The following is a 24,510-nucleotide window of genomic DNA, read 5'->3' as shown; positions in this document are numbered from 1 at the left end:
GCGGAGATCAAAGCTATGACCGAATGGCAAAAAACGAACTGGCGCAACAAGCCCCGGGTTCAGATGCCAGACTATACCGACGAGGCCGCTTTGGCCAAGGTCGAGGGCCAGCTTTCACAGTATCCCCCGCTGGTCTTTGCCGGCGAGGCGCGGCGTCTCAAGCAACATCTGGGTGCCGCCGGTCGCGGCGAGGCCTTCCTGCTACAGGGTGGGGATTGTGCTGAAAGCTTCGAACAGTTCAGCGCGGATGCGATCCGTGATACGTTCAAAGTGATGTTGCAGATGGCGATGGTGCTGACCTACGGCGCCAAAGTGCCTGTGGTTAAAGTGGGCCGCATGGCGGGCCAGTTTGCCAAACCGCGCAGCGCCCCGACCGAGGTCGTGGATGGCGTGGAGCTGCCCAGCTACCGCGGTGACATCATTAACGAATTGGCCTTCACGCCTGAGGCGCGAATTCCGAATCCCAACAAGATGCTGCAGGCTTATACGCAGGCCGCCGCGACGCTGAACCTGCTGCGCGCGTTCTCGACCGGTGGTTTCGCGGATATGAGCATGGTGCATTCCTGGACTCTTGGTTTCACGGATGAGCAGGACGTTCAGAAATACTCGGAAATCGCCGATCGAATTCAGGATACGATCGACTTCATGAATGCGGCGGGGATCACGGCTGACACTACACATGAATTCTCAACGGTCGAGTTCTACACCAGCCATGAAAGCCTGCTGCTGGAATATGAAGAGGCACTGACGCGTCTTGATTCGACCTCCGGAAATTGGCTGGCCGGTTCCGGCCACATGATCTGGATTGGTGACCGTACCCGTCAACCCGACGGTGCACATGTGGAATTCTGCAGCGGAGTTCTGAACCCGATTGGTCTGAAATGTGGTCCGACGACAACTGCCGATGACCTTAAGGTTCTGATGTCCAAGCTAAACCCGGAAAACGAAGAGGGTCGCCTGACCCTGATCGCACGCTTCGGCGCGGGCAAGGCGGGCGAGCATCTGCCGCGTCTGATCAAAGCGGTCAAGGAAGAGGGTGCCAAAGTCACTTGGGTCTGCGACCCGATGCATGGCAATACGATCAAGTCGGCGACCGGGTACAAGACCCGTCCGTTTGACTCGGTTCTTCGCGAAGTGCGTGACTTCTTCGGCGTGCACGAGGCCGAGGGCACCATCCCCGGCGGTGTGCATTTCGAGATGACGGGTCTGGATGTAACCGAATGCACCGGTGGCGTCCGTGCCGTGACCGAAGAGGACCTTTCGGACCGCTACCATACCGCTTGCGATCCGCGTCTGAATGCAACGCAATCTCTGGAACTGGCTTTCCTGGTCGCGGAAGAGTTGACCAACCTGCGTCGCAACGGCAGCAAGCGTGCCGTCAGCTAAGAACCAAGGTGCTTAGAAATGGGAAAGGCGGGCCGGCTGGCCCGCTTTTTTTCGTTTAATCGTCCCGCGACGCGACCAATCGAAGATGCGACCCGGTTGGCTTAAATTCTGCCTGATCCTCGGCAAATTCAGGTGCGGTTTGTTGCGCTACATTGTTCGGAGCCTGAACGTCAGAGACCGCACGCACCCGGTTGTCCGGAATGGTGAACCGGCGGGGTGTTGTTCCAATCACGCCGTCACTGACCATCACGCCCAGAACGCGGCTGACATCGCCAAGATCGCTTTTCAAGGGCAGCAGGATCATCCGCGCCTGCATCTGTGTCCGTCCCAGCTTTCCCGTGGATGCAAGCCCCAGTTCAGCAATTGCGGGTTTGGCGAAAACCTGTTCCAGAATGTCAGTGATCTGGCCGCGTGCGCTGGGTTCAAAGAAAGCCGTCAGAGGCATTCCGCGTACTTCCATTCCTGCCAGATTGTTCAAATGGCTACCAGCCAGACGAAACCGGGCCAGGCCGGGCGCGATACGTTCTAAAATGAATGTGTATTCCAGAATGTTCTCGAGCCCGCGCGGATCGATCTGCGACCGCATCGGAACACTGTCGCCCGTCAGCAACGCAGTCCAGTACGCCTCGGCCTGCCGGATGGGCGAGAGGCTGCGCCCACTGTCAAAACGATCCATTGCGACGATCTTTCCAAAATTTGACCCGGAACCGTTCCCGAAAAAGGTTTTCATTTTCATCACCCTAACGCCAATCGACCGTCATTTTCTTAAAATGCCAGATATCGGGGCCATTCATGCCTGACCAGCCCCCGGTTTGGCCAGATTGACACGGGTTAAATCAATTTTGGAGGAATTCTTTAATGAATGGTTAACTTCTGGCGTGCTTTGCCAAACTCAGCAAACACTTGCCCTGCGCCTGCCGATAGCATTAGGTGCGGCAAGCAAGCTTAAACGGGTAGCCATAGAAAGGGCAGGCATGATCAGATCCATGACCGGTTTCGCCTCGGGCAAGGGGGCGTTCGGGCCGCATAGCTGGGCGTGGGAACTGCGCAGTGTGAACGGCAAAGGGCTGGACATGCGACTGCGCGTCCCCGAGTGGCTGACCGGGTTGGAGGGTGCCCTGCGCTCTCAGATGTCCAAATCCCTGAGCCGCGGAAACGTTACTTTGTCACTGCGGCTGAGCCGGGATGAAGCCGCGCCGGATCTCGTTCTGAACGAAGGGGCGATGGAGGCCGCGCTCAAAGCTCTGGCCCGCACGCAGGAACTGGCCGCGGCGTCCGGAGTGACGCTGGTGCCATCCTCGGCGGCGGATCTGATTGCCATCAAAGGGATGTTGGATGCGGGAAGTGACGTGGATGATCCTGGGCCGTTAACTGCCCAATTGACGGCTGAGTTCGCGGACCTTTTGGCGGCTTTTATCGAGATGCGCGAGTCCGAAGGGCAGGCGTTGGCAGAAATTCTTGATGGACAACTCAGCCAGGTTGCAGACCTGACAGCGAAAGCCGCAAAGTTGGCCGAACAACGCAAGGACAAGATGGCCGAGGCGCTGCGCGAGAATCTGGCGCGCGTTCTGGACAACGCTCAGGGCGCTGATCCCGACCGGGTGGCGCAGGAGCTTGCTTTGCTTGTGGTCAAAGCGGACATCACCGAAGAGATTGACCGCCTGAAAGCCCACATTGCGGCAGCGCGCGATCTGCTGACTCAGGATGCTGCGGTCGGACGCAAGCTGGATTTCCTGATGCAGGAGTTCAACCGCGAGGCCAACACGCTGTGTTCGAAAGCTCAAAGTGCCGATCTGACTTCGGCAGGGCTTGAGTTGAAGGCCGTAATAGACCAGATGCGCGAGCAAGTGCAGAACATAGAATAATGACAGGAGCGCCCGAAATGGCGGATAGACGCGGCCTTTTAATCATTCTGTCCTCGCCTTCGGGGGCCGGCAAATCCACTCTGGCGAAACGGCTGATGCAGTGGGACACAGGGTTGCAATTCTCGGTGTCGGCCACGACCCGCGCGCCGCGACCGGGCGAAGAGCATGGGCGCGATTACTTTTTTCTCAGTGAAGACGCCTTCAGACAGCAGGTTTCCGAGGGTCAGATGCTGGAACACGCCCACGTATTCGGAAACTTCTATGGCTCGCCGGCCGGGCCTGTTCGCGAGTCTATCAACAGCGGCAAGGACGTCCTTTTCGATGTCGACTGGCAGGGCGAGGTTCAGATCCGTAATTCTGATCTTGGCAAACATGCTTTGTCGATCTTTATCCTACCGCCGTCGATCCCCGAGCTGCGCCGCAGGCTGGAAGGCCGGGGACAGGATAGTGCCGAAGTGATCTCCAAGCGGATGCTCAAAAGCTGGGATGAGATCAGCCACTGGGGCTACTACGACTATGTCCTGATTAACGACGACCTGGACGCCACTGAAGATAAACTGAAAACCATCGTCAGCGCCGAGCGGATGCGCCGTATTCAGCAGCCCAAACTGCAAAACCATGTTCGAACCCTGCAAAGCGAATTTGAGGGGTTGTCATGACCATTTACGCTCTGGGCGAACACGCGCCGCAAATCCACGAGGATTCCTGGGTCGCACCGGACGCCAACCTTATTGGCAAGGTGGTGTTGGAGCAGGGTGCCTCGGTCTGGTTCGGCTGCACCATCCGCGCAGATCACGAAGAAATCCGCGTATGCGAAGGCAGCAATGTTCAGGAAAACTGCGTCATGCATATCGATGCTGGGTTCCCACTGACTATCGGCAGGAACTGCACCATCGGGCACAAGGTCATGCTGCACGGATGTACGATCGGGGAAAATACGCTGATCGGGATGGGGGCCATCGTTCTGAACGGGGCGAAGATCGGGAAGAATTGTCTTATCGGGGCAGGGGCGCTGATTACCGAGAACAAGGAAATCCCGGATAACGCTCTTGTCATGGGATCTCCTGGAAAGGTCGTGCGGCAGGTAGACGAGTCGACGGCACATCGGATCACGCTCAGCGCACTGCACTATCAGGAAAACATGCGCAAGTTCCGCGACACGATGAAGCCTGTTTCCTAGAACGACCCGGTTGCGTCACGAGATCGAGATCATGTCCGACGACCTGCTTGCCGAAATCGTCTCGGCCATTCCGATACCGGCCCTAATGGTCGACCAGAACGAGCGGATCATCGCGGCGAATGCCGATGGCAGGACATTGGTGGGTCAGAATATCGTCGGCAGGCATTTCGCGACAATTCTCAGGCAGCCGCAGGTCATTGAGGCGATGGAACAATGCTTGCGCTCCAAGGGTCCGTCAAAGACGCGCCATCTGTCGAATGATGGGGCGCAGGATACAACCTTCGAGGTCGAGTGCCGCTATGTGAACGCTGTGGGTGGGGCGGTGCTGGCTACGTTTTATGACGTCACGCATATTGAGCAGGCCAGCCAGATGCGTCGTGATTTCGTGGCGAATGTCAGCCATGAATTGCGCACCCCGCTGACGGCTTTGATGGGCTTCATCGAAACGCTGCGCGGACCCGCGCGCAATGATGTCGCGGCCCAAGACCGCTTTCTCATGATCATGACAGAGGAAGCAAACCGCATGAACAGGCTGGTAGGCGATCTTCTGTCCCTGAACCGGGTGGAAAGCGAAGAGCGTGTCCGGCCAAAGGAACAGCTTGAGCTGACGGGTTTGCTGGAGTCTACACTGAATTCTTTGCGTCCTTTGGCCGAAGATGCGGGCGTGGAACTGATGCTGAATGCGCCTCAGGACCCGATGTCCTTGATCGGGGACAGCGATCAGTTGCGTCAGGTTTTTACCAACCTGATCGAAAACGGCATCAAATACGGTGGCAGCGGAGGCAGTGTCGAAGTCAATGTCATCTCGTCCGAGCGCGACACCGCCATGCGCGGTCCTGCGGTTCGGGTCCAGATTATCGACAAAGGTCCCGGAATAGAAACAGTCCATCTTCCGCGATTGACCGAGCGGTTTTACCGTGCCGACAGCCACCGATCCCGGCAATTGGGTGGTACGGGATTGGGCCTGGCAATTGTAAAACACATTATCAATCGACACCGCGGACGCTTGCGTGTTGAAAGCAACCTGGGCAAGGGCGCAACATTTACCGTTATCCTGCCTCGCTGAACCCTCAGACGGCGTCTCCTATTGTCCGGCGGGCCGCTGGTATGTGAACACAGCATGGCAGCTTTGCGTTGCGACAGCCCGATTTCTTAGCTGCTGTCATAAAGCTGTTACACGGGTGTCACAAAAGGCTTACGCACGACTCGTAGAGGTTCGCGCAGGATCATCATGGGGATGATCGCAAAAATATTTCTCAAGGAGACTGAAATGTCCTTTGTAAAACTGTCGGCTTCTGCACTGGCCATCGCTGCCGTTTCGGCCACCACCGCTGCGGCGCGTGACAACGTTCAGGTTGCAGGTTCGTCGACTGTGCTGCCTTATGCATCGATCGTCGCAGAACTGTTTGGAGAAAACACCGATTTCCCGACGCCGGTCGTTGAATCGGGTGGTTCGTCCGCCGGTCTGAAACGTTTTTGCGAAGGTGTTGGCGAAAACACCATTGACGTTGCAAACGCATCGCGCGCGATCCGCGAAAAAGAAGTCAAAGCCTGTGCCGAAAATGGCGTGACCGACATCATGGAAGTCCGCATTGGCTATGACGGGATCGTTTTTGCAAGCCAGCAGTCGGGTCCTGAGTTCACCGCGTTCCAACCAGCAGACATCTACAACGCCATCGGCGCGAAAGTCATGAAAGATGGCGCACTGGCAGATAACAGCTACAACAGCTGGGCTGAATTCAACGGTGAACTGCCGGACGTTGAAATCGCGATGTTCATCCCCGGTACCAAGCACGGCACCCGCGAAGTCTTTGAAGACAAAGTTCTGCTTGCCGGTTGCGAATCTACTGGCGCAATGGAAGCCATGATTGCTGGTGGCATGAGCGAAGATGACGCGGAAGACGCATGCCTGGACGTACGCACGGACGGTAAGTCGGTCGACATCGACGGTGACTACACCGAGACCCTGGCTCGTATCGACACCAACAAGAACGGCATCGGCGTATTCGGTCTGGCGTTTTACGAGAACAACACCGACAAGCTGAAAGTCGCCACGATGGGCGGTGTCGCTCCTTCGACCGAGACCATTGCATCGGGTGAATACCCTGTGTCGCGCCCGCTGTTCTTCTACGTCAAGAAAGCCCACATCGGAGTGATCCCCGGCCTGAAGGAATACGCTCAGTTCTTCACTGCTGACGAAATCGCCGGTGGTTCGGGCCCGCTGGCCAACTATGGTCTGGTTGCCGATCCCGAACTGAAGGAAACTCAGGACGAAATCGCCAACGAAGTAACCTTGGGTTCGGGCAGCTGATCCCGGCTTTGTTCGGATTGCAGGGGGCGGCATTTGGTGCCGCTCCCATGCTTGTTTCCGGAATTCTCAAACGAGACCATTTGGGGGTGTCATGCCAGTACTTTGGCTCATTCTGATTGTCATCGCGATCTCGGCGGTCGGATTTGTGTCGGGGCGGTCGCGCGCGATGCAAAGCGCTGGTGGCGAAATACGTAACCTGCACTCGCTGCCAAATTTCTACGGAGCGAATGTTGCTCTGAAAGCCGCAATACCCGCCTTTGGTCTGTTGGTTTTGTGGCTGCTGGCACAGCCGCTATTTGTGAATTCTCAGGTTTCCGGCATGATCCCGGATACCGCCATCAAGGATGGGTCTTCGCGCAGTCTCGTCATGGCCGAGGTACGGCGCACCGCCGCCGGTCTGGATGCCGCCGTGGCGCAGGGGCAAATGACCGAACAGGTCGCGCGCAACGCGAATGCCGATATTGCGGAAATAACGCAAGGTCTGAAGGACGCCGGGCAGGTTGTCACATCAGAGATTACTCAGCCAATTCTGAACGCTGCGCAAAGTTATCGGAGCATGAATGCCAAGGGTCACTGGGTAATGTCCATTGTCCTGGTTTTACTTGCACTGGCTGGGGCTGTCGTAAGTTGGCGGCAAACCCGTTCCGATTACCGCGCCCGCAATGTCGTTGAGAAAGGTGTCAGTGTACTTCTCCTTGCAGCGGCATCAATCGCCGTTCTCACCACTGTCGGGATCGTTCTGTCGCTGGTCTTTAATACGTGGGAGTTCTTCAAGCTTTATCCTGCGTCCGAATTCTTTTTTGGCCTGACCTGGTCGCCAAGCTTTTCAGGTCGCGGCGGTTCTTCTGCGCTTGGCATTTTGCCGTTGCTCTGGGGTACGTTCTACATTTCGCTTGTCGCGCTTTTGGTGGCTGTTCCGATCGGCTTGTTCGCTGCGATCTACCTCAGTGAGTACGCGTCGCCGCGAGTGCGTGCCGTTGCCAAGCCACTGCTGGAGATTCTGGCCGGTATTCCGACCATCGTGTACGGCCTGTTTGCCCTGCTGACTGTCGGGCCACTGTTGCTGAGCGTATTTGGCGACGATGGTCTGGGCTGGATGAAAGCAGGTACGGCCGTGATGACAGCCGGTCTTGTCATGGGCGTCATGCTCATCCCGTTTGTGTCATCGCTGTCGGACGACATCATCAATGCCGTGCCCCAAGCCATGCGGGACGGTTCTTATGGCCTGGGCGCGACTCAGTCCGAGACGATCCGCCAGGTTGTCCTGCCTGCGGCTTTGCCGGGGATCGTCGGCGCGATCCTTCTGGCGGCATCGCGCGCGATTGGTGAAACCATGATCGTGGTGCTTGGGGCAGGGGCTGCGGCGCGGCTCAGCCTCAACCCGTTCGAAGCCATGACAACAGTCACTGCAAAAATCGTCAGCCAGCTGACGGGTGACGCTGACTTCGCATCGCCCGAGGCGCTGGTCGCTTTCGCGCTTGGCATGACCCTTTTCATCCTCACGCTGGGCCTCAATGTCTTTGCCCTCTACATCGTGCGTAAGTATCGGGAGCAGTACGAATGACCGACGCAAGCATGCAGAACGCTGAACCGGGTCGTCACTCCGTCTCGCTAATGGCCACAGACGAGCATACCCGCAAACGGGCCAGAGCTGAAAAGCGCTTTCGCGCCTATGGAATCGTAGCAATCGCAACAGGGCTTTTCTTCCTGGTGGTGCTGTTCACATCGATCCTCAAAGAGGGAATTCCCGCATTTACCCGCACTGTGGTGAGTGTGGATTTCACGTTGACCGAACAACAACGTGAAGAATCCGAAGGCGTATTGTTAAAAACAAAAGCATACTCGGACCTGTTTATCACGGCACTCAAAAGCAAGCTGGATGAACGTGGGTTGAACACCGAAGTGGATGAGGTGGCTATCGAACGTCTTCTCGGTAAGGTCGGTGGAACAATCCGAACGTTCTACACTCAAAACCCGGACAAAATTGGTGAACAGATAGAGTTCGATTTGGCGGCCTCCAGCCGGGTGGACGGGTATTTTAAAGGCCGTGTGTCTCGTGATACCATTCAGGACAGCCGCTTCCTGCAGAAGAGTGACCTCGAACTCGTGGATGCTCTGGAAGAAGCCGGCATCATCAAGCAGGCTTTCAACTGGCCCTTCATCACCGGTGCTGACTCTGGTGTGGACAATCCGGGCGGGGCAGGAATAGGTGCCTCGGTGATTGGATCGTTCTTCATGATGTTGGTGGTATTGGGGCTGTCATTGCCAATTGGTGTGGCTGCATCGATCTACCTCGAAGAATTTGCGCCGCGGAACAGGTTCACCGACCTGATTGAAGTCAACATCTCAAACCTTGCCGCCGTGCCGTCCATAGTGTTCGGTATTCTGGGTCTGGCAGTGTTCATCCAGTTCATGCACCTGCCGCAATCGGCCCCGCTGGTTGGTGGTCTTGTCCTAACGCTGATGACGTTGCCAACGATCATCATCTCGACCCGTGCGTCGCTGAAGGCGGTTCCGCCTTCGATACGCGATGCCGCGCTGGGGGTAGGGGCCTCAAAAATGCAGGCGGTGTTCCACCATGTATTGCCGCTGGCTGCGCCGGGTATTCTGACAGGTACAATCATCGGTCTGGCACAGGCTCTCGGAGAAACGGCGCCGCTGCTGTTGATCGGGATGGTTGGCTTTGTTGCGCGCGGATATCCGGATGGTTTCCTGGCTGGCTTTACCGAACCGAACTCGGCCATGCCGGCCCAAATTTACACCTGGGCTGCACGTGCTGACGCCGGGTTCTATGAAAAGGCATGGGGCGGGATTATCATCCTACTGATGTTCCTGCTGACAATGAATATCATCGCAATCATCCTGCGCCGCCGTTTTGAACGCCGCTGGTAATGAAGGGCACGACAATGAACGACATGTCGCGAGTGGAGAAACAAGTGGACACCAAGGATATCAAGCTGGACTGCCGTGACTGCCAAGTTTACTACGGTGACACTCACGCCATCAAAGATGTGAGTGTCGATATCGAGGACAAGACCGTTACCGCGTTTATTGGGCCGTCCGGCTGCGGTAAGTCTACGTTTCTACGTTGTCTGAACCGGATGAACGACACCATCGATATCGCACGCGTCGAAGGGTCATTCAAACTGGATGGTGAAGACATCTATGACAAGCGTGTCGACCCGGTCCAGCTGCGCGCCAAGGTGGGCATGGTGTTCCAGAAGCCGAATCCGTTCCCAAAGTCCATTTATGACAATGTTGCCTATGGCCCACGCATCCACGGCCTTGCCAAGAACAAGGCCGAACTGGATGAAATCGTTGAGAAGTCCCTGCGGCGCGGCGCAATCTGGGATGAGGTCAAGGACCGTCTGGATGCGCCCGGAACCGGGCTTTCCGGCGGTCAGCAGCAGCGTCTGTGCATCGCTCGTGCCGTGGCGACCGAGCCTGAAGTTCTGTTGATGGACGAGCCATGCTCGGCGTTGGACCCCATCGCAACAGCTCAGGTGGAAGAACTGATTGATGAACTGCGCTCGCGTTATTCGGTGGTGATCGTGACCCACTCGATGCAGCAGGCCGCGCGTGTCAGCCAGAAAACAGCGTTTTTCTATTTGGGCAATCTGGTTGAATTCGGTGAGACCGGTCAGATCTTTACCAACCCCGAAGATCCCCGCACCGAAAGCTACATCACCGGCCGTATTGGCTGAAGACAGGTATTTTCTGATGACCGAACAACATATTGCATCCGCTTTTGACCGCGATCTCGAAGCAATTCAGGCCCATATCATGAAAATGGGTGGTCTGGTCGAAGCCGCTATCGTGAACTCGGCGCGGTCTCTCGAGACACGAGACGAAGAACTGGCGCAGGAAGTCCGTCAGGGCGACAAAGCCATCGACGCGCTGGAAGATCTGATTAACGAAGAAACGGCGCGGCTGATCGCATTGCGCGCGCCGACCGCAGGCGACTTGAGGCTGGTACTCTCGGTACTGAAGGTTTCGGCCAACCTGGAACGTATCGGCGACTATTCCAAGAACATCGCCAAGCGTACAACCGTTCTGGTGAACGCAGGTGAGATCAACGGCAGTGCCGCCGCCCTGCGCCGCATGGCGCGTGAGGTTGAGCGTATGTTGCGGGACGCGCTGGACGCTTATATTCAGCGCGACGCCGAATTGGCCGCAGATGTCATCGAACGCGACGAGGAAGTGGACCAGATGTATAACGGTCTTTTCCGTGAATTCCTGACCTTCATGGCCGAGGATCCGAGGAACATTTCGTCCTGCATGCACCTGCATTTCATCGCCAAGAACATCGAACGCATGGGCGACCATGTTACGGCCATCGCCGAGCAGGTTGTCTACCTTGTCACAGGTGAACGCCCGACTGAGGCGCGGCCGAAAGCTGATATTACCTCGCAATCCGTCTAGGAGAACTGAAGAATGTCCGCCGATCAGCCAACAGTTCTTGTTGTCGAGGATGAACTGGCCCAGCGCGAAGTGCTGGGCTACAACCTCGAAGCTGAAGGGTTCCGAGTGTTCAAGGCCGCCAGCGGCGACGAAGCCATGCTGTTGGTTGATGAGGAGTACCCGGACATCATCGTACTGGACTGGATGATGCCGAACCTGAGCGGTATCGAAGTCTGCCGCCGCCTGAAATCCCGTACGGATACGCGATCTATCCCAATCATCATGCTATCGGCCCGTACCGAAGAGGTCGATAAGGTGCGTGGGCTGGAAACCGGTGCGGATGACTATGTGGTCAAACCGTATTCGGTCGTCGAGCTTATGGCACGTGTGCGTACCCAATTGCGCCGGGTACGGCCCGCTACGGTCGGGCTGCGACTTGAATATGATGATATCGTGTTGGATTCTGAGACGCACAAAGTCAGCCGCGACAGCAAACCCCTGAAACTGGGTCCGACCGAGTTCCGGCTGCTCAGCACTTTCATGGAGAAACCTGGTCGTGTCTGGAGCCGTGAACAATTGCTCGACCGGGTGTGGGGGCGCGATATTTATGTCGATACACGCACCGTCGATGTCCACATCGGCCGTCTGCGCAAGGCATTGACCCAATATGGCGGAGATGACCCGGTGCGTACGGTCCGGGGGGCTGGCTACGCATTAGGGTAATTCGATGCGGGGCAGGGGGAGTGGCATAATGCTATGAGTAATGCTCATAGGCAGATGCAAAACTCTTGCTGTTTTTTGTCGGTGGGTCGGGGTAGTTTGCGTCAAAGTTGATTGAGCGGAGAAGCAATATGAACGCCCCTGACACCAAGCCTGCATTACGCGCTAAAGATGCACCTGACATGGGCAATTTCGCATGGGATGACCCGTTTCGACTGTCGGATCAGCTGAACGAAGACGAACGCATGATCGCCGCCAGCGCGAACGCATACGCGCAGGAAAATCTTCAGCCACGAGTGACGGACGCGTTTCAAAACGAAGAAACCGACCCCGAAATCTTTCGCGAGATGGGTGAAATGGGCCTGCTGGGTACCACGATTCCCGAAGAGTACGGCGGCTTGGGGGCAGGGTATGTATCCTACGGGCTGGTCGCGCGTGAGGTTGAGCGTGTCGACTCGGGCTATCGATCCATGATGTCCGTTCAAAGCTCTTTGGTCATGTACCCGATTTACGCATATGGCACCGAGGAGCAGCGGCGGAAATACCTGCCCAAACTGGCCAGCGGCGAATGGATTGGATGTTTCGGCCTGACCGAAGCCGATGCCGGCTCTGATCCGGCAGGCATGAAAACGCGGGCGGAGAAGATTGAAGGTGGTTATCGTCTGACCGGCAGCAAAATGTGGATTTCGAATTCGCCGATTGCGGATGTCTTTGTGGTCTGGGCCAAATCGGATGCGCATGACGGTAAAATCCGCGGCTTTGTCCTTGAAAAAGGTCTTAAGGGGCTGAGCGCGCCAAAAATCCAGAACAAATTGAGCCTGCGTGCGTCGATCACCGGGGAAATCGTTCTGGATGGTGTTGAAGTTGGCGAGGATGCGTTGCTGCCGCATGTTCAGGGTCTGAAAGGTCCGTTTGGTTGCCTGAACCGGGCGCGTTATGGCATCAGCTGGGGCGTTATGGGCGCGGCCGAATGCTGCTGGCACGCTGCGCGCCAATACGGTTTGGATCGCAAACAGTTCAACCGTCCGTTGGCGCAGACACAATTGTTCCAACGCAAACTGGCAGATATGCAGACCGAAATTGCGTTGGCGCTTCAGGCAAGCCTGCGCGTTGGACGTCTGATGGATCAGGCCGAAGCTGCGCCCGAGATGATCTCGATCGTCAAGCGTAACAACTGCGGCAAGGCATTGGATATCGCGCGCATGGCGCGGGACATGCATGGCGGCAACGGAATCTCGCTTGAGTTCCAGGTTATTCGTCACATGGTCAACCTTGAGACCGTGAACACGTATGAAGGCACGCACGACGTGCATGCTCTGATCCTGGGGCGGGCTCAAACCGGTTTGCAGGCCTTCTATTAAAGTAATTCGAAGTTCGTGTAATCGGTATTATGGTAAAATATCGATTACACGAAAGTACAACTTTTCTAAATAAATCAATGCGTAAAAGGATCTTCTTAAATGAAGAATCGAAGACCTGATTGTGTTGAGCGGGAAACTGTACTTGCTATCAATACTGCACGAGGTGTTGGTAAAGGCTGGCCCGTGGTGAGCGAGCTGTTTTCAGGCCATTGGTGGTAACGCGCTAGGCTTCAATTGAGTCTCATAAAACTTTTAAAACAACAGTTTAGAGATGTTTCTTCTTGTCACTTTCTGGCTTTTCGCATCAGACCTTCTTGAGCGACGGATGCAACCAGAGTGCCATCTTCAGCGTAAATCGATCCTCGATTAAAGTTCCGCCCATGCCCGCTCCACGGGGAATCCATCGAGTAAAGATGCCAGTTTTCAAAATGAACCGGGGCATGGAACCATAAAGCGTGGTCAAGGCTTGCACCATTTACTTCTCCGGAAAACCAGCTCAACCCATGTGGCCGCGTTCCCGAGCTCATCAGGTGCATGTCAGAGGCGTAAGCCAGAACAAGGTGTTGAGTTACAGGATCCGCACTGACAGCGGCCCGCATGCGAAACCACGTCTGATTACGGTCGTCGGATATTTCCGGAGTGAACGGATTCAGGTGGTTGACCTCACGAACTTCGATGGGACGCTCGCGCATCAACTCTCCACGCAATTTTTCAGGAACCTGATCGAGGTATCTCTGCCGCAATTCTGTTCGCGACGGATAATGCTCGGGCGCTTCGACCTGCGGCATTGCATGGTGGTGATCCCAGCCTTCGTCCTCAACGTGAAACGATGCCGACATGTTTAGAATTTGCTTGCCATGTTGAATCGCAACGACACGCCGGGTTGTCAAAGAGCCTCCATCTCGAGCTCTATCAACTTGATAAATAACGGGAATAGATGGATCTCCGGCTCGAATGAAATAGGCGTGAAGTGAGTGGCACATACGGTCTTCCACAGTTCGATAGGCTGCGGCCAGCGCTTGTGCGATGACTTGCCCACCAAATATCCGCGTAGGCGTTTCGCCGCCGGATCCGGTACCCCGAAACAGGTCGACTTCCAGTCTTTCGATGTCCAAAAGCTCCAGAAGAATACGTTCTGCTTCGGTCATGTCCGGGTCTCCATTCGAAATTCAATGCCTGGGTATCAGCGCTCAGATGGTCATTCAATTATTGCCCCTAGGATAAGCGCCTTTAACTCAGCACGCGACGGGTAAGAACTTGATGGGGACAGCTGTGTAAAGAAAATGGCAGTCAGATCGTTGAGCCGGTCGATCCAGAAAAAAGTCGACGCCATGCCGCCCCAACTGAAATCTCCCATTGAACCCGGAACGCGGGTTCTGCCCGGGTTGGTGACGACCGCGCCGCCTATCCCGAAACCTGTTCCTTCCATGGGCTGCTCTGCAAAACTCTGTGGTCCCATTGATGCAATGTCACCCGGTAAGTGGTTGCGCATCATGAAATCTACAGTCTTGGGGCCAAGCAAGCGGTGCCCGTCACCCTGCCCGCGGTTACGCAGCATTTCGGCAAAGCGTGAATAGTCTTCGATCGTACCGACCAGACCACCTCCGCCCGAGAACGTGGTGGCGGCTTCAAAGGGCGACGCGCCTGCCTGATCCACAAGTCGCAGGGTGTTGCCACCGGTTTCGGCCGAATTCAGATCCATCGCGTCCCCGGCCAACGGAGTGTAAAGCGACGCAAATCGATCCCCTGCCCCCGATGGTACCGAAAAACCGGTTTCCTGCATTCCAAGAGGTTCAAAGATTTCCCGCGCAAAGAACTGGTCCAAAGGCTGGCCCGTCACCACTTCGATGACGCGGCCAATGACGTCTATGCCTACGGAATACTCCCACCTGGTTCCGGGTTGAAACGCCAACGGGAGATTTGCAAGAGCAGCGACGCGATCCGCCAGAAGGCCTTGATCGGGTGCGAATATGAGGTCTTGTTCGTCCATCGCCTCAGGAAGAACCCCTGGATTGAACGGGTAACTGAGCCCACTTGTATGTGTCAGCAAATGGTGCAGGGTCGGCGTTGGCGCACTTTCTGTCTGATCCAAACTTTCGGCACCCGGAATCAAGGCCTGCATGTTCTGAAAGTCGGGAATGAAATCAGAAAGCGCCGCGTCCAAATGAATCAATCCACGCTCGACTAACATCATCAGCGCCACTGATGTCACGGGCTTTGTCATCGAATAGATGCGAGCGATTGTGTCCCTTTGGAATGGCAAACCCATTTCAACGTTTCGTAACCCGCATGAGTGGAAAAATACCTCCGTTCCGCAGTGTTTCAGCAGCAGCGAACTGCCAGCATATTTCCGCTGGTCCACATATCGCTGCATCCAGTCTGGGATACGGTTTAACCGCTTCGGGTCGAACTTTATCATGGGTGGTCGGGCCTCTGGTTCACTTGGGGAGTTTGCGGACTTACGCACTGAATTGACAGGGAAATCGACTCTAGGCCATTTCTGTTGAATGTCGACGGTACGTGTTGGCCTGCCAGCCTGTTACACTGATGTTTCAACAGATTCGCTGAGTACGGGTGGGTTCAATATCTTGGCCACATTCCGGAGGAGAAACATGGCGCAACATATCGATTTTGTGTACGATTTCTGCAGTCCCAACGCCTACCTCGCACACAAGGTATTGCCAGATCTGGCGGCAAAGCACAGTGCCCGTTTGAACTATGTACCTGTATTGCTGACAACCATTTTCAAAGCGACCAACAATCAAAGCCCTTTTCAGGCGTTTTCCGAGAACCGTCAGAAAACCGCCTATCTCACTTACGACCTGCATCGATTTGCACGTTCGCGCGGGTTGAGCTTTCATATGAGCCCGCACTTTCCAATAAATACAAAATTTGCCATGCGTGGCGCGATTTTCGCGTCCGGGAAGCCTTGGGAATCCAAATACGTAGATGCAATTTTTGATGCGATCTGGGTGCACGGTCAAAAAGCTGATGAACTTGGAGTTCTGTCTGAAATATTACACGACAACGAACTGCCGGTCCGAAAAATACGGGAAGCCATGACAAATGCTGACGTAAAGCAGAGTCTGAAGGAAAAGACCAAGGCTGCCGTAAAAAATGGCGTTTTTGGCGTGCCCAGCATGTTTGCCGGGTCCGAGATGTTTTTTGGCAAAAACAGTCTTAGTAACCTTGAACTGGAATTGTCGCGTTCTTCTTAATAGTCAGTTTCTTCAGCGCCGCGATTTCGTATTACGCAAATATCGGGATGGCCCGGTTCAGCTATGGAACGCCCTGGCAGGAACTAAGGGACCAAGTCGCAATCCGGCCTGATGAGCACTGCTGGCTCTGGGCGCTGCAGGAGGAACTGGATCGGCCGTCGTCGAGATCGGCAAGGCCATGGGCGCGCGCGTGATCGCTGCGGTATCGTCACAAGCCAAGGCGGAATTCTGCCGAAGCATCGGCGTGGAGGAAACGATCAAAAAACCATGGGGGTTGGACAAGGCTTTGCAAAAGGTATTTTCGCGTGAAATCAAAGTTCTGGAAGGTCCAAGTGGCGCTCTGATGCTATTGTAGACGACTATACCGTGCCCGCGCTGCACAGCATTGCCCGGAATGGCCGCTACCCTGTTGTTTGGCTTCATCGCGGCATCCTCAATATCCCGTTCAATCTGACATTGCTTAAAGGGTGCCGGATCATGGGGTTCTTAGCTGTTTCGAGTCCCGGGGAACTGCGGAAAATGTCAATGAATTGCTCAGGTTATTTTCCGATAATCAGATCAAACCACATATCGGCCAAAGGTACCCCCTAGTCGGCGCAGCTGAAGTGCTGACGCACCTGTCCGAAAGCTCGACACTTGGGAAAATAGTGGTGACGACCAACTGAGACCCAAGCCGATATTTTGTCGCATTCCCGTAAAAAGTGTTCCCGGTGGACATCCACACCAAATCGCGTTTAAGAACTTGTTATGGGAACAGTGAAATAATGCGTAAAGCTCTGATTTTGAACGGACCGAACCTCAACCTGCTGGGCACTCGCCAGCCTGAGGTTTACGGCAGCACAACACTGAAGATGGTCGAGGATTTGTGCCTGACCCATGGAAGATCCATTGGGTTTGAGGTTTCGTGTTTTCAATCCAACCACGAAGGTGAGCTCATCGATGCCATCCATACAGCCAAAGGCGCGCAGGACGGGATCGTTCTGAATGCCGGCGCCTATACGCATACCTCCATCGCCCTGATGGATGCGATAGCATCGGTCGGGCTTCCGGTCATTGAAGTCCACCTGTCAAATATCCATGCGCGCGAAGAATTCCGGCGCACATCCTATATCTCTAAGGTCGCTGTTGGGATGATCTGCGGGTTTGGTGCTCAGGGATATGTGCTTGCACTGGATGCCCTGGCGGCACATCTGAATGGTGGAGGGCCTGCATGAAGCTGGCCGAATACCTACATTTCCTGAGCTATACAAAGACATTGGAAGAGCTTTGGGATGCCCATTGCCGCCAGATGGCGGAGTATGGGTTCGACCGTCTGCTCTACGGGCATACCAAATATCGCACGGAAACATCTCTGGGTGACCCAGAGGATTTTGTGATTCTGACCAATCATGAAAAACCCTATCTGGATGGTTTCCTGCGCGACGGTTTGTATTTCCACGCGCCGATGTTGAAGTGGGCTTTGCACAATGAGGGTGCGGCGAGCTGGAACATCGCCCAGGAGACGGTCACCGACGGCACCATGACAGCGCAGGAGCGTGCGGTCCTAGAGTTCAATAAATCACAGGGCGTTGTCGCAGGTTACACGGTCAGCTTTACGTCAGTGTCCATGCGGTCGAAAGGTGCGATTTCTCTGTCTGCTGGTGGTGCAACCAGTCAGGACGAGGTAGATTCCCTTTGGGAAGAACATGGCGACGACATCCTGCTGATGAACAATGTCGCGCATCTTAAGATCCTTACCCTGCCCTACCACGCGCCAAACCGCGCTTTGACCAAGCGGCAGCGTGAGGCGTTGCAATGGGTCGGAGACGGAAAGACAACTCAGGATATTGCGCTGTTGATGGGGCTTACGGCAGCAACTGTCGAAAAGCACCTGAGACTTGCACGTGAGGCCCTGTCGGTTGAGACGACCGCGCAGGCTGTCTTGAAGGCTGCTCTCCAGAATCAGATGTTCATAATGGAGGCATAGCGCCTGAATGACTGACGCTAAAATGCGTCAATTTACGCTAGGTAAGGAAAACATGACTTTCCGAATCTGGGACCTTAGTTGCAAAGTGATATTGTTCCGTGAGTGGTGGCTTTAGCCAGGGAACATTTGGTCGGACCTTTGTAATACCAAAGCTCTCCGGTCGCTCTGACACAGGGGCGTCTATTCGTCCACGTACCTTTGTCGGAAATTTTGGGGGGCCTCGACCATCCCCATCATGCGGGGCCCCTCAATTCAATTTTTATCAGTTTGTCGACGGGCGCTCTGGCGCTCTTTTTTGTGTCTGAACAAAAAAAAGACCGGCTTCGCGTCGCGAAACCGGTCTTTGCAGGATGTCAGGCCCCTATTGGGCCGGAACTTATCTTGTTTAGCCTTGAGCGGCCTTGGCAACTTCGGCTGCGAAATCTTCTTTTTCGACAACGATGCCTTCGCCAACTTCCAGACGGATGAAACCAGTGATAGTCGCACCAGCTTCTTTGGCCGCAGCTTCAATGGTCAGGTCAGGGTTCACGACGAACTGCTGGTTCAGCAGAGTCGCTTCCGCAACGAATTTCTTCATGCGGCCTTCGATCATCTTTTCGATCACCTGCTCCGGCTTGCCGGATTCGCGGGCGATGTCCATCTGAACCTGCTTTTCCTTCTCGACAATCGCCGGGTCCATGTCCGCTTCGGACAGGGCCGCCGGGTTCACGGCGGCGATGTGCATCGCAACCTGTTTGCCGATGGCTTCGTCACCGCCCGACAAAGCAACCAGAACGCCGATCTTACCCATGCCGTTGGTGGCTGCATTGTGGACATAAGACACAACGGTATCGCCTGACAGCTTGGACATGCGGCGAACCGACATGTTTTCACCGATGGTGGCGATCTTGTCGGTCAGGGTGTCAGCAACTGACTTGCCGCCCAGGTCAGCGGCCAGCAGAGCTTCGACGTTATCGACGCCCTCTGCGGCATATGCGATCTTGCCAACCATTTCCTGGAACTCAGCGTTTTTCGCGACAAAGTCAGTTTCCGAGTTCACTTCGACAGCTACACCGTTGCCACCGGCAACGTGGACTGCAACCAGACCTTCTGCTGCGGTACGGCCGGATTTCTTGGCCGCTTTGGCCAGACCTTTGGTGCGCAGCCAGTCAACGGCTTCGTCCATGTTGCCGCCGGTTTCGGTCAGCGCTTTTTTTGCGTCCATCATGCCTGCGCCGGTCGAGTCGCGCAGTTCTTTAACCATTGCTGCTGTGATTGCCATCTTTTGGCTCTCCTCAATTCAAACGGAATTGGGGCAGGTCTACCCTGCCCCATATGTCATTTAGGTAACGGGCAGCTTACGCTTCGGCTTTGACTTCCGGCGCTGCTTCTTCTGCAGCGGGCGCTTCTTCCGCAACAGCTTCTTCAACCGGTGCTTCTTCGAACGCGCCCAGGTCAACGCCTGCTGCACCCATCTGAGCGGTCATGCCGTCCAGAGCGGCACGTGCGGCCAGATCGCAGTACAGTGCGATTGCACGGGCTGCGTCGTCGTTGCCGGGGATGATGTAGTCTACGCCGTCAGGCGAGCAGTTGGTATCGACAACGGCCACAACCGGGATGCCCAGTTTGTTGGCCTCGGCGATAGCCAGTGCTTCTTTCTTGACGTCGATAACGAACAGCAGGTCAGGAACGCCGCCCATCTCGCGGATACCACCCAGCGAAGCCTGCAGCTTGGCCTGGTCACGCTCCATGCCCAGACGCTCTTTCTTGGTCAGGCCTTCAGCGCCAGATTCCATCGCTTCGTCGATCTGGTTCAGACGGTTGATCGACTGGGAAACGGTTTTCCAGTTGGTCAGGGTGCCGCCCAGCCAGCGGTGGTTCATGTAGTACTGCGCCGACTTTTCAGCGGCGTCTGCGATCGGCTGAGCAGCCTGACGCTTGGTACCAACGAACAGAACGCGGCCACCTTTTGCAACCGTGTCACGAACGGCCTGCAGAGCCTGATCCAGCATCGGAACGGTCTGGGTCAGGTCCATGATGTGGATGCCATTGCGCGAGCCGTAGATGAACGGGCCCATGCGGGGATTCCAACGCTGTGTCTGGTGACCAAAGTGAACGCCAGCTTCCAGCAGCTGACGCATGGTGAACTCGGGAAGAGCCATGCTATTTTCCTTTTCCGGTTTACGCCTGGGCGGGGGTGAAAGAAGCGGATGCTCCAACCGGCGGTCTTGATGAGGATGTCTCCCTCAAAAAGGCCAAACCCCGCCTGCGGGTTTGAATGGCGCGCGTATACGGCAGGTTTGAATGCGGCGCAAGGGTCTTTCGACCTTATTTTTCAAGCCGCGCGAGCGAATGCGCGTGGCGCACAGCCTGCTCGCAGTGAAGGGCCAGTTCCTTGCGGTCGGCGAAGTCGCTGACCTTGGACGGCGCGTGATAAATCAATTCGACCGAACCTTGCCCGCGCGCACCAAGCGTTTTCAGCAAATGCGGGCCAAACTCCATATCGCCCCACCAGCCATAGAATCTGTCGGGTTGCCCTTTTGGCGCGTGGAAAATGACCGATACAGGTTGCACATACATAAAGTCGCGCAGTTCTTCGGTGAAAAACGCGGCGAAAAGCGTTGTTTTAAATGGCAAAACGCGCAGGTTATCCGTCGAAGTCCCTTCCGGAAAAAACAGCAATTTATGCCCGGCTGAGAGGCGCTCTTCGAACAGCTTCGTCTGTTCGCGGGCTTTCTTTCGATCCCTCTCGATGAACACGGTGCCGGTTGAGCGGGCCAGCCAACCTATGGCGGGCCATTTTGCCACTTCGGCCTTCGAAACGAAATAAACCCTTTTACGGGCGTTCAACGCGAAAATATCCAGCCAGGAGGAATGGTTCGCCACCACAGCCCCGTGCTGTTTCATCAATTCTCCGGAAGTGCGAAACCCGATGCCCAGAATGCGAAAGGCATTCCGGCAAACAAACTGGCTGATGAATGGTGTGATCGGCCGACGCACGCCAAATAGCGGCCGTTCGATCAATCGCACTGTCAGAAGGATGATCAGACCGCCAAAAACCAGAACGGCCAACGGGAGGCCGCGCAAAAGGACGAGGACCCAGCCGAGAAAACCCAATTCAATCGGGTCGGGTGCATCTTCACTGTGCCAGGAGGAATCGCTCACCAGTTCAGGCTCCGCCATAGATGCGCCGCTGGCGGTCGTTCATGCGGGCTGTGTCAAGGATCAGGCACACATCGGTAGTATTGAAGGCGTGGTCGATAAACGCACCTTCGCCCACGAACCCCCCAAGCCGCAGATACGCTTTGATCAGCGCGGGCACCTGCACCATCGCTGCGCGGCGATCTAACATTTCAGGTGCGACCAGATCCATCGATTCAAACACCTTCGGCTGGGCGCGCACCCGCAGGTCCGGTGGCGCAAGGTGGTTGTGGTGCAGCATCGACAGAGGTTGCGCCAGTGCCCGTACATCCGTGCCGTGGAAACTGGCCACTCCGAACAGCACTTCGATCTCGCGCTCGGTGACGTAAGCTGCCAAACCATTCCACAGGTGATACATGGCGGTCCCGCCCCGGTAGTCGGGATGCAGGCAAGAACGGCCAAGTTCCAGCAGCTTGCGACCGCTTTGCTTGAGCACGGTCAGATCGTACTCATCTTCAGAATAAAACTGGCCCAGTTCCGCTGCACGTTCGCCCGGTAACAGCCTGTAAACACCAACAACTTCACCTGTCAGGTCATCAATCGCCAGCATATGGTCAAAGTATTTGTCGAACTTGTCCAGTTCCAGCCCGGCCTCGTGATCGACCATCTCTCCGCCACCGCCCAGCTCGCGGACGAACACGTCATACCGCAGCCGTTGGGCGGCACGCAGTTCCGCTTCGGTCTCGGCAAGTTTGACGGTAAAGGAAGGGCCTGCATCCGGCATCGGTGGTTCCGTTCTTGTTTGCGCGCTGATACCGCAGTTCCCGGGGGGATGGCAACAAGGGCAGATGTGCGGCGACGTTAACCTTTCCTAAACCAGTTTCACGGATCAAAGACCGGCACCAGGGCGATGCGTGTTCCGTCAATCACCACTTTCCCCTGCTCGCGAAAGTTGACGGTGATCTTGCCCCCGATGTTGGACTGAACCTGTCCAACGCCCCATTCCGGGAAATCGGGGTGGCGGACATACATGCCCGGTGCAAGAATAGCATTGAGGTCTGTCATTCAGGGGCTCCGGTCCGACGGCAGATCAGCAGGAGGTACGCATGAGCAACACAAACGTCAACCTGGCCGAGCTGATCGGCTCGCGGATCTGTCACGATCTGATCAGCCCGATCGGCGCGATCACCAATGGTCTGGAACTGCTCGAAATGGTTGGCTCGGTTCAGGGACCTGAGATGGACTTAATCTCGGGCAGTGTCGGCAGTGCCGGTGCCAGAATCCGGTTCTTCCGTGTTGCCTTCGGCTCGGCCAGTGATCAGCCACTCGGGCGGGCTGAAGTGGCGGAATTGCTGAAGGATGTCGAGCGCGCTGGCCGTGTGCGCATCAATTGGCATCTGACCGAAGCGGTGCCGCGTAATCAGGTAAAGCTGGCTTTTCTGGCGATGATGTGTTGCGAAGGCGCGATGCCGTTTGGTGGCGAGGTAACCATCGAGAATCTCGGTGACAGCTGGATGGTCAAAGGCACAGCTGACAAGCTGAATTTGGACAACGATCTGTGGAAAAACCTGCCGACGGGCCGGTTCGCCAACGCCGTGAAGCCTGCGCAGGTTCAGTTTGCATTGCTGCCCGACACGGCCGCGTCGATGGGACGGCGGGTCGCTGTGGAAACCACCTCAACCCGCGTAGCGATCCGGTTCTAGGATCGGGTCGTTCCGTTTCCACGCACGAGGTATTTGAAGCTGGTCAGCTGTGCTGCGCCCACCGGGCCGCGCGCGTGCATCTTGCCGGTCGCGATACCGATCTCAGCGCCCATGCCAAACTCACCACCATCAGCAAACTGAGTCGAGGCATTGTGCATCAGGATCGCACTGTCGAGCCGTTCAAAGAACCGGTCGGCGGCTTCCGCATCCTCGGTCATGATGCAGTCGGTGTGGTTTGAGCCATATTGGCGGATATGGGCAATGGCCGCGTCGATGTCCGCAACCGGTTTGGCGGCGATGACGCTGTCGAGGAACTCCTTGCCCCAGTCGTCTTGCGTGGCAGTGACGGTGCCATCATTTGCCAGCGAACCTTCGGCATGAACCTCAACACCTGCGGCTTGCAGAGCGGCGATGACATCCCGACCCAGCGTGTCAGCCACATCCTGATGGACCAGAAGGCACTCCGCCGCCCCGCAAATCCCGGTACGGCGGGTCTTGGCGTTCAGCACGACATCCAGCGTTTTTTGAGGGTCGGCATCTTTGTCGATATAGACATGAACGATGCCTTCGAGATGGGCAAATACCGGCACGCGGGCTTCGCGTTGTACCAGCCCAACCAGACCCTTGCCGCCGCGCGGAACAATGACGTCCACATAATCGGTCAGGGTCAGCAGTTCCTGAACCGCCGCGCGATCCCGCGTGGGCACCAGCTGGATGGCATCTTCGGGCAGGTTCGCAGCCCTAAGCCCTTCAACCAGACAGGCATGAATGGCGCCAGAGGAATGGAAGCTTTCGGATCCGCCCCGCAGGATCACCGCATTGCCGGATTTCAGGCACAGCGCGCCTGCATCCGCGGTTACATTCGGACGGCTTTCATAGATCACGCCGATCACACCCAAGGGCGTACGCACACGCTGGATGTTAAGGCCCGAGGGCATATCCCATTCGGTAAGTACTTCGCCTACGGGATCGGCCTGATCGGCCACTGTGCGCAGTCCATCAACCATACCCTGAACGCGCGTCTCATCCAGCATCAGACGGTCCATCATCGCTGGGCTCAGGCCTTTCTCGCGACCAAACTCCAGGTCTTTCTGGTTGGCTTCGATGATTTTCGCGCGATTGGCCCAGACCGCATCCGCCGCCGCAATCAGAGCGGCGTGCTTGCGTTCGGCGGTGGCAAAGGCCAAATCAGCCGAGGCCGCCTTGGCGCGTTTTCCAAGATCGGCCATCAGTGTGGGAATGCTGTCGAAATCCTTCATCTCATGTGCCTTTCAGTCAG

27 protein-coding genes are annotated in these 24,510 nt (G+C 56.1%); 18 read left to right on the top strand and 9 right to left on the bottom strand.

The window, feature by feature from the left end:
- Positions 1–15: 15 nt before the first annotated feature.
- Entirely contained in the window at positions 16–1,386 is a 1,371-nt protein-coding gene (locus GOX66_RS06295; protein ID WP_170760683.1) for a class II 3-deoxy-7-phosphoheptulonate synthase, read from the top strand.
- Between the two features lie 55 nt (positions 1,387–1,441).
- Here GOX66_RS06295 and GOX66_RS06290 read toward each other — a convergent pair whose 3' ends face one another.
- Positions 1,442–2,116 carry a PAS domain-containing protein gene (locus GOX66_RS06290; protein WP_170760681.1) on the bottom strand — a complete coding sequence of 225 codons (675 nt, stop codon included), beginning with the start codon at positions 2,114–2,116 and terminating at the stop codon, positions 1,442–1,444.
- A 244-nt stretch (positions 2,117–2,360) separates the two neighbouring features.
- Between GOX66_RS06290 and GOX66_RS06285 the strand changes: the two genes are divergently transcribed.
- The 11 genes from GOX66_RS06285 (at position 2,361) to GOX66_RS06235 (ending at position 13,224) form a co-directional block, all read left to right on the top strand.
- A complete protein-coding gene (locus GOX66_RS06285) occupies positions 2,361–3,251 on the top strand; it encodes a YicC/YloC family endoribonuclease (RefSeq protein ID WP_170760679.1) in 891 nt (296 codons plus the stop codon).
- Between the two features lie 17 nt (positions 3,252–3,268).
- Positions 3,269–3,910 carry a guanylate kinase gene (gmk, locus tag GOX66_RS06280; RefSeq protein WP_170760677.1) on the top strand — a complete coding sequence of 214 codons (642 nt, stop codon included), beginning with the start codon at positions 3,269–3,271 and terminating at the stop codon, positions 3,908–3,910.
- On the top strand, positions 3,907–4,431 hold the full coding sequence (locus tag GOX66_RS06275; protein ID WP_170760675.1) for a gamma carbonic anhydrase family protein: 525 nt from the start codon (positions 3,907–3,909) through the stop codon (positions 4,429–4,431). Before gmk ends, GOX66_RS06275 begins: the two co-directional genes overlap by 4 nt.
- A 31-nt stretch (positions 4,432–4,462) precedes the next feature.
- Positions 4,463–5,497, top strand: coding sequence for an ATP-binding protein (locus GOX66_RS06270; RefSeq protein ID WP_170760673.1), 1,035 nt, complete (start codon positions 4,463–4,465; stop codon positions 5,495–5,497).
- Between the two features lie 204 nt (positions 5,498–5,701).
- A complete protein-coding gene (locus GOX66_RS06265; RefSeq protein ID WP_170760671.1) occupies positions 5,702–6,742 on the top strand; it encodes a substrate-binding domain-containing protein in 1,041 nt (346 codons plus the stop codon).
- 91 nt (positions 6,743–6,833) lie between these two features.
- Entirely contained in the window at positions 6,834–8,306 is a 1,473-nt protein-coding gene (gene pstC / locus GOX66_RS06260; RefSeq protein ID WP_170760669.1) for a phosphate ABC transporter permease subunit PstC, read from the top strand.
- Positions 8,303–9,634, top strand: a complete 1,332-nt coding sequence (gene pstA / locus GOX66_RS06255) for a phosphate ABC transporter permease PstA (protein WP_170760667.1) — start codon at positions 8,303–8,305, stop codon at positions 9,632–9,634. The genes pstC and pstA overlap by 4 nt, the downstream gene beginning before the upstream one ends.
- Positions 9,635–9,648: 14 nt before the next feature.
- Complete coding sequence (gene pstB, locus GOX66_RS06250; protein WP_272871496.1) at positions 9,649–10,446, top strand: phosphate ABC transporter ATP-binding protein PstB; 798 nt, start codon at positions 9,649–9,651, stop codon at positions 10,444–10,446.
- 16 nt (positions 10,447–10,462) lie between these two features.
- Positions 10,463–11,164, top strand: a complete 702-nt coding sequence (phoU, locus tag GOX66_RS06245) for a phosphate signaling complex protein PhoU (RefSeq protein ID WP_170760663.1) — start codon at positions 10,463–10,465, stop codon at positions 11,162–11,164.
- A gap of 12 nt (positions 11,165–11,176) precedes the next feature.
- Positions 11,177–11,866, top strand: a complete 690-nt coding sequence (gene phoB / locus GOX66_RS06240) for a phosphate regulon transcriptional regulator PhoB (protein ID WP_170760662.1) — start codon at positions 11,177–11,179, stop codon at positions 11,864–11,866.
- Positions 11,867–11,994: 128 nt separating this feature from the next.
- Positions 11,995–13,224 carry an acyl-CoA dehydrogenase gene (locus GOX66_RS06235; protein WP_170760660.1) on the top strand — a complete coding sequence of 410 codons (1,230 nt, stop codon included), beginning with the start codon at positions 11,995–11,997 and terminating at the stop codon, positions 13,222–13,224.
- A 284-nt stretch (positions 13,225–13,508) separates the two neighbouring features.
- On the opposite strand, the gene GOX66_RS06230 is transcribed toward GOX66_RS06235, so the two are convergent.
- The gene (locus GOX66_RS06230; protein WP_170760658.1) at positions 13,509–14,372 is read right to left on the bottom strand and encodes an acyl-CoA thioesterase; all 864 of its coding nucleotides are present in this window, start codon (positions 14,370–14,372) and stop codon (positions 13,509–13,511) included.
- Between the two features lie 50 nt (positions 14,373–14,422).
- Positions 14,423–15,640 carry a serine hydrolase domain-containing protein gene (locus GOX66_RS06225; RefSeq protein ID WP_336509440.1) on the bottom strand — a complete coding sequence of 406 codons (1,218 nt, stop codon included), beginning with the start codon at positions 15,638–15,640 and terminating at the stop codon, positions 14,423–14,425.
- Positions 15,641–15,836: 196 nt separating this feature from the next.
- Here GOX66_RS06225 and GOX66_RS06220 point away from each other — a divergent pair, with 196 nt between their 5' ends.
- The 5 genes from GOX66_RS06220 to GOX66_RS06200 all read left to right on the top strand — a co-directional run bounded on the left by GOX66_RS06220 (position 15,837) and on the right by GOX66_RS06200 (position 18,408).
- Complete coding sequence (locus GOX66_RS06220) at positions 15,837–16,442, top strand: 2-hydroxychromene-2-carboxylate isomerase (RefSeq protein ID WP_170760654.1); 606 nt, start codon at positions 15,837–15,839, stop codon at positions 16,440–16,442.
- 118 nt (positions 16,443–16,560) lie between these two features.
- Positions 16,561–16,797 carry a zinc-binding dehydrogenase gene (locus GOX66_RS06215; protein ID WP_419555545.1) on the top strand — a complete coding sequence of 79 codons (237 nt, stop codon included), beginning with the start codon at positions 16,561–16,563 and terminating at the stop codon, positions 16,795–16,797.
- Positions 16,798–16,909: 112 nt separating this feature from the next.
- Positions 16,910–17,107, top strand: a complete 198-nt coding sequence (locus GOX66_RS26280) for a zinc-binding dehydrogenase (protein ID WP_419555543.1) — start codon at positions 16,910–16,912, stop codon at positions 17,105–17,107.
- Between the two features lie 99 nt (positions 17,108–17,206).
- Complete coding sequence (aroQ, locus tag GOX66_RS06205) at positions 17,207–17,656, top strand: type II 3-dehydroquinate dehydratase (protein WP_170760648.1); 450 nt, start codon at positions 17,207–17,209, stop codon at positions 17,654–17,656.
- Positions 17,653–18,408 carry a helix-turn-helix transcriptional regulator gene (locus GOX66_RS06200; protein ID WP_170760646.1) on the top strand — a complete coding sequence of 252 codons (756 nt, stop codon included), beginning with the start codon at positions 17,653–17,655 and terminating at the stop codon, positions 18,406–18,408. Before aroQ ends, GOX66_RS06200 begins: the two co-directional genes overlap by 4 nt.
- Before the next feature lie 385 nt (positions 18,409–18,793).
- Here GOX66_RS06200 and tsf read toward each other — a convergent pair whose 3' ends face one another.
- The 5 genes from tsf to GOX66_RS06175 form a co-directional block, all read right to left on the bottom strand.
- Positions 18,794–19,669, bottom strand: coding sequence for a translation elongation factor Ts (gene tsf, locus GOX66_RS06195; protein WP_170760644.1), 876 nt, complete (start codon positions 19,667–19,669; stop codon positions 18,794–18,796).
- 76 nt (positions 19,670–19,745) lie between these two features.
- Positions 19,746–20,549 (bottom strand): 30S ribosomal protein S2, encoded by an 804-nt coding sequence (gene rpsB / locus GOX66_RS06190; protein WP_170760642.1) that lies wholly within the window; start codon positions 20,547–20,549, stop codon positions 19,746–19,748.
- A 166-nt stretch (positions 20,550–20,715) separates the two neighbouring features.
- Positions 20,716–21,570: a lyso-ornithine lipid O-acyltransferase gene (olsA, locus tag GOX66_RS06185; RefSeq protein ID WP_170760641.1), complete on the bottom strand. Its 855-nt coding sequence runs from the start codon at positions 21,568–21,570 to the stop codon at positions 20,716–20,718.
- Positions 21,557–22,312 (bottom strand): L-ornithine N(alpha)-acyltransferase, encoded by a 756-nt coding sequence (gene olsB, locus GOX66_RS06180; protein WP_170760639.1) that lies wholly within the window; start codon positions 22,310–22,312, stop codon positions 21,557–21,559. The genes olsA and olsB overlap by 14 nt, the downstream gene beginning before the upstream one ends.
- Before the next feature lie 98 nt (positions 22,313–22,410).
- Complete coding sequence (locus tag GOX66_RS06175) at positions 22,411–22,593, bottom strand: DUF3553 domain-containing protein (protein WP_170760637.1); 183 nt, start codon at positions 22,591–22,593, stop codon at positions 22,411–22,413.
- 41 nt (positions 22,594–22,634) lie between these two features.
- Between GOX66_RS06175 and GOX66_RS06170 the strand changes: the two genes are divergently transcribed.
- Positions 22,635–23,231: a histidine phosphotransferase family protein gene (locus GOX66_RS06170; RefSeq protein ID WP_170760635.1), complete on the top strand. Its 597-nt coding sequence runs from the start codon at positions 22,635–22,637 to the stop codon at positions 23,229–23,231.
- Here GOX66_RS06170 and GOX66_RS06165 read toward each other — a convergent pair.
- The gene (locus tag GOX66_RS06165; protein WP_170760633.1) at positions 23,228–24,490 is read right to left on the bottom strand and encodes a glutamate-5-semialdehyde dehydrogenase; all 1,263 of its coding nucleotides are present in this window, start codon (positions 24,488–24,490) and stop codon (positions 23,228–23,230) included. The two genes, GOX66_RS06170 and GOX66_RS06165, sit on opposite strands and share 4 nt — an antisense overlap.
- Between the last annotated feature and the right edge of the window lie 20 nt (positions 24,491–24,510).

It is taken from the genome of Ruegeria lacuscaerulensis (genome assembly GCF_013031245.1).
GTDB lineage: Bacteria > Pseudomonadota > Alphaproteobacteria > Rhodobacterales > Rhodobacteraceae > Ruegeria > Ruegeria lacuscaerulensis_C.
Note: the sequence above shows the minus strand (reverse complement) of the source record. Positions and strands in the feature narration are given on the sequence as shown.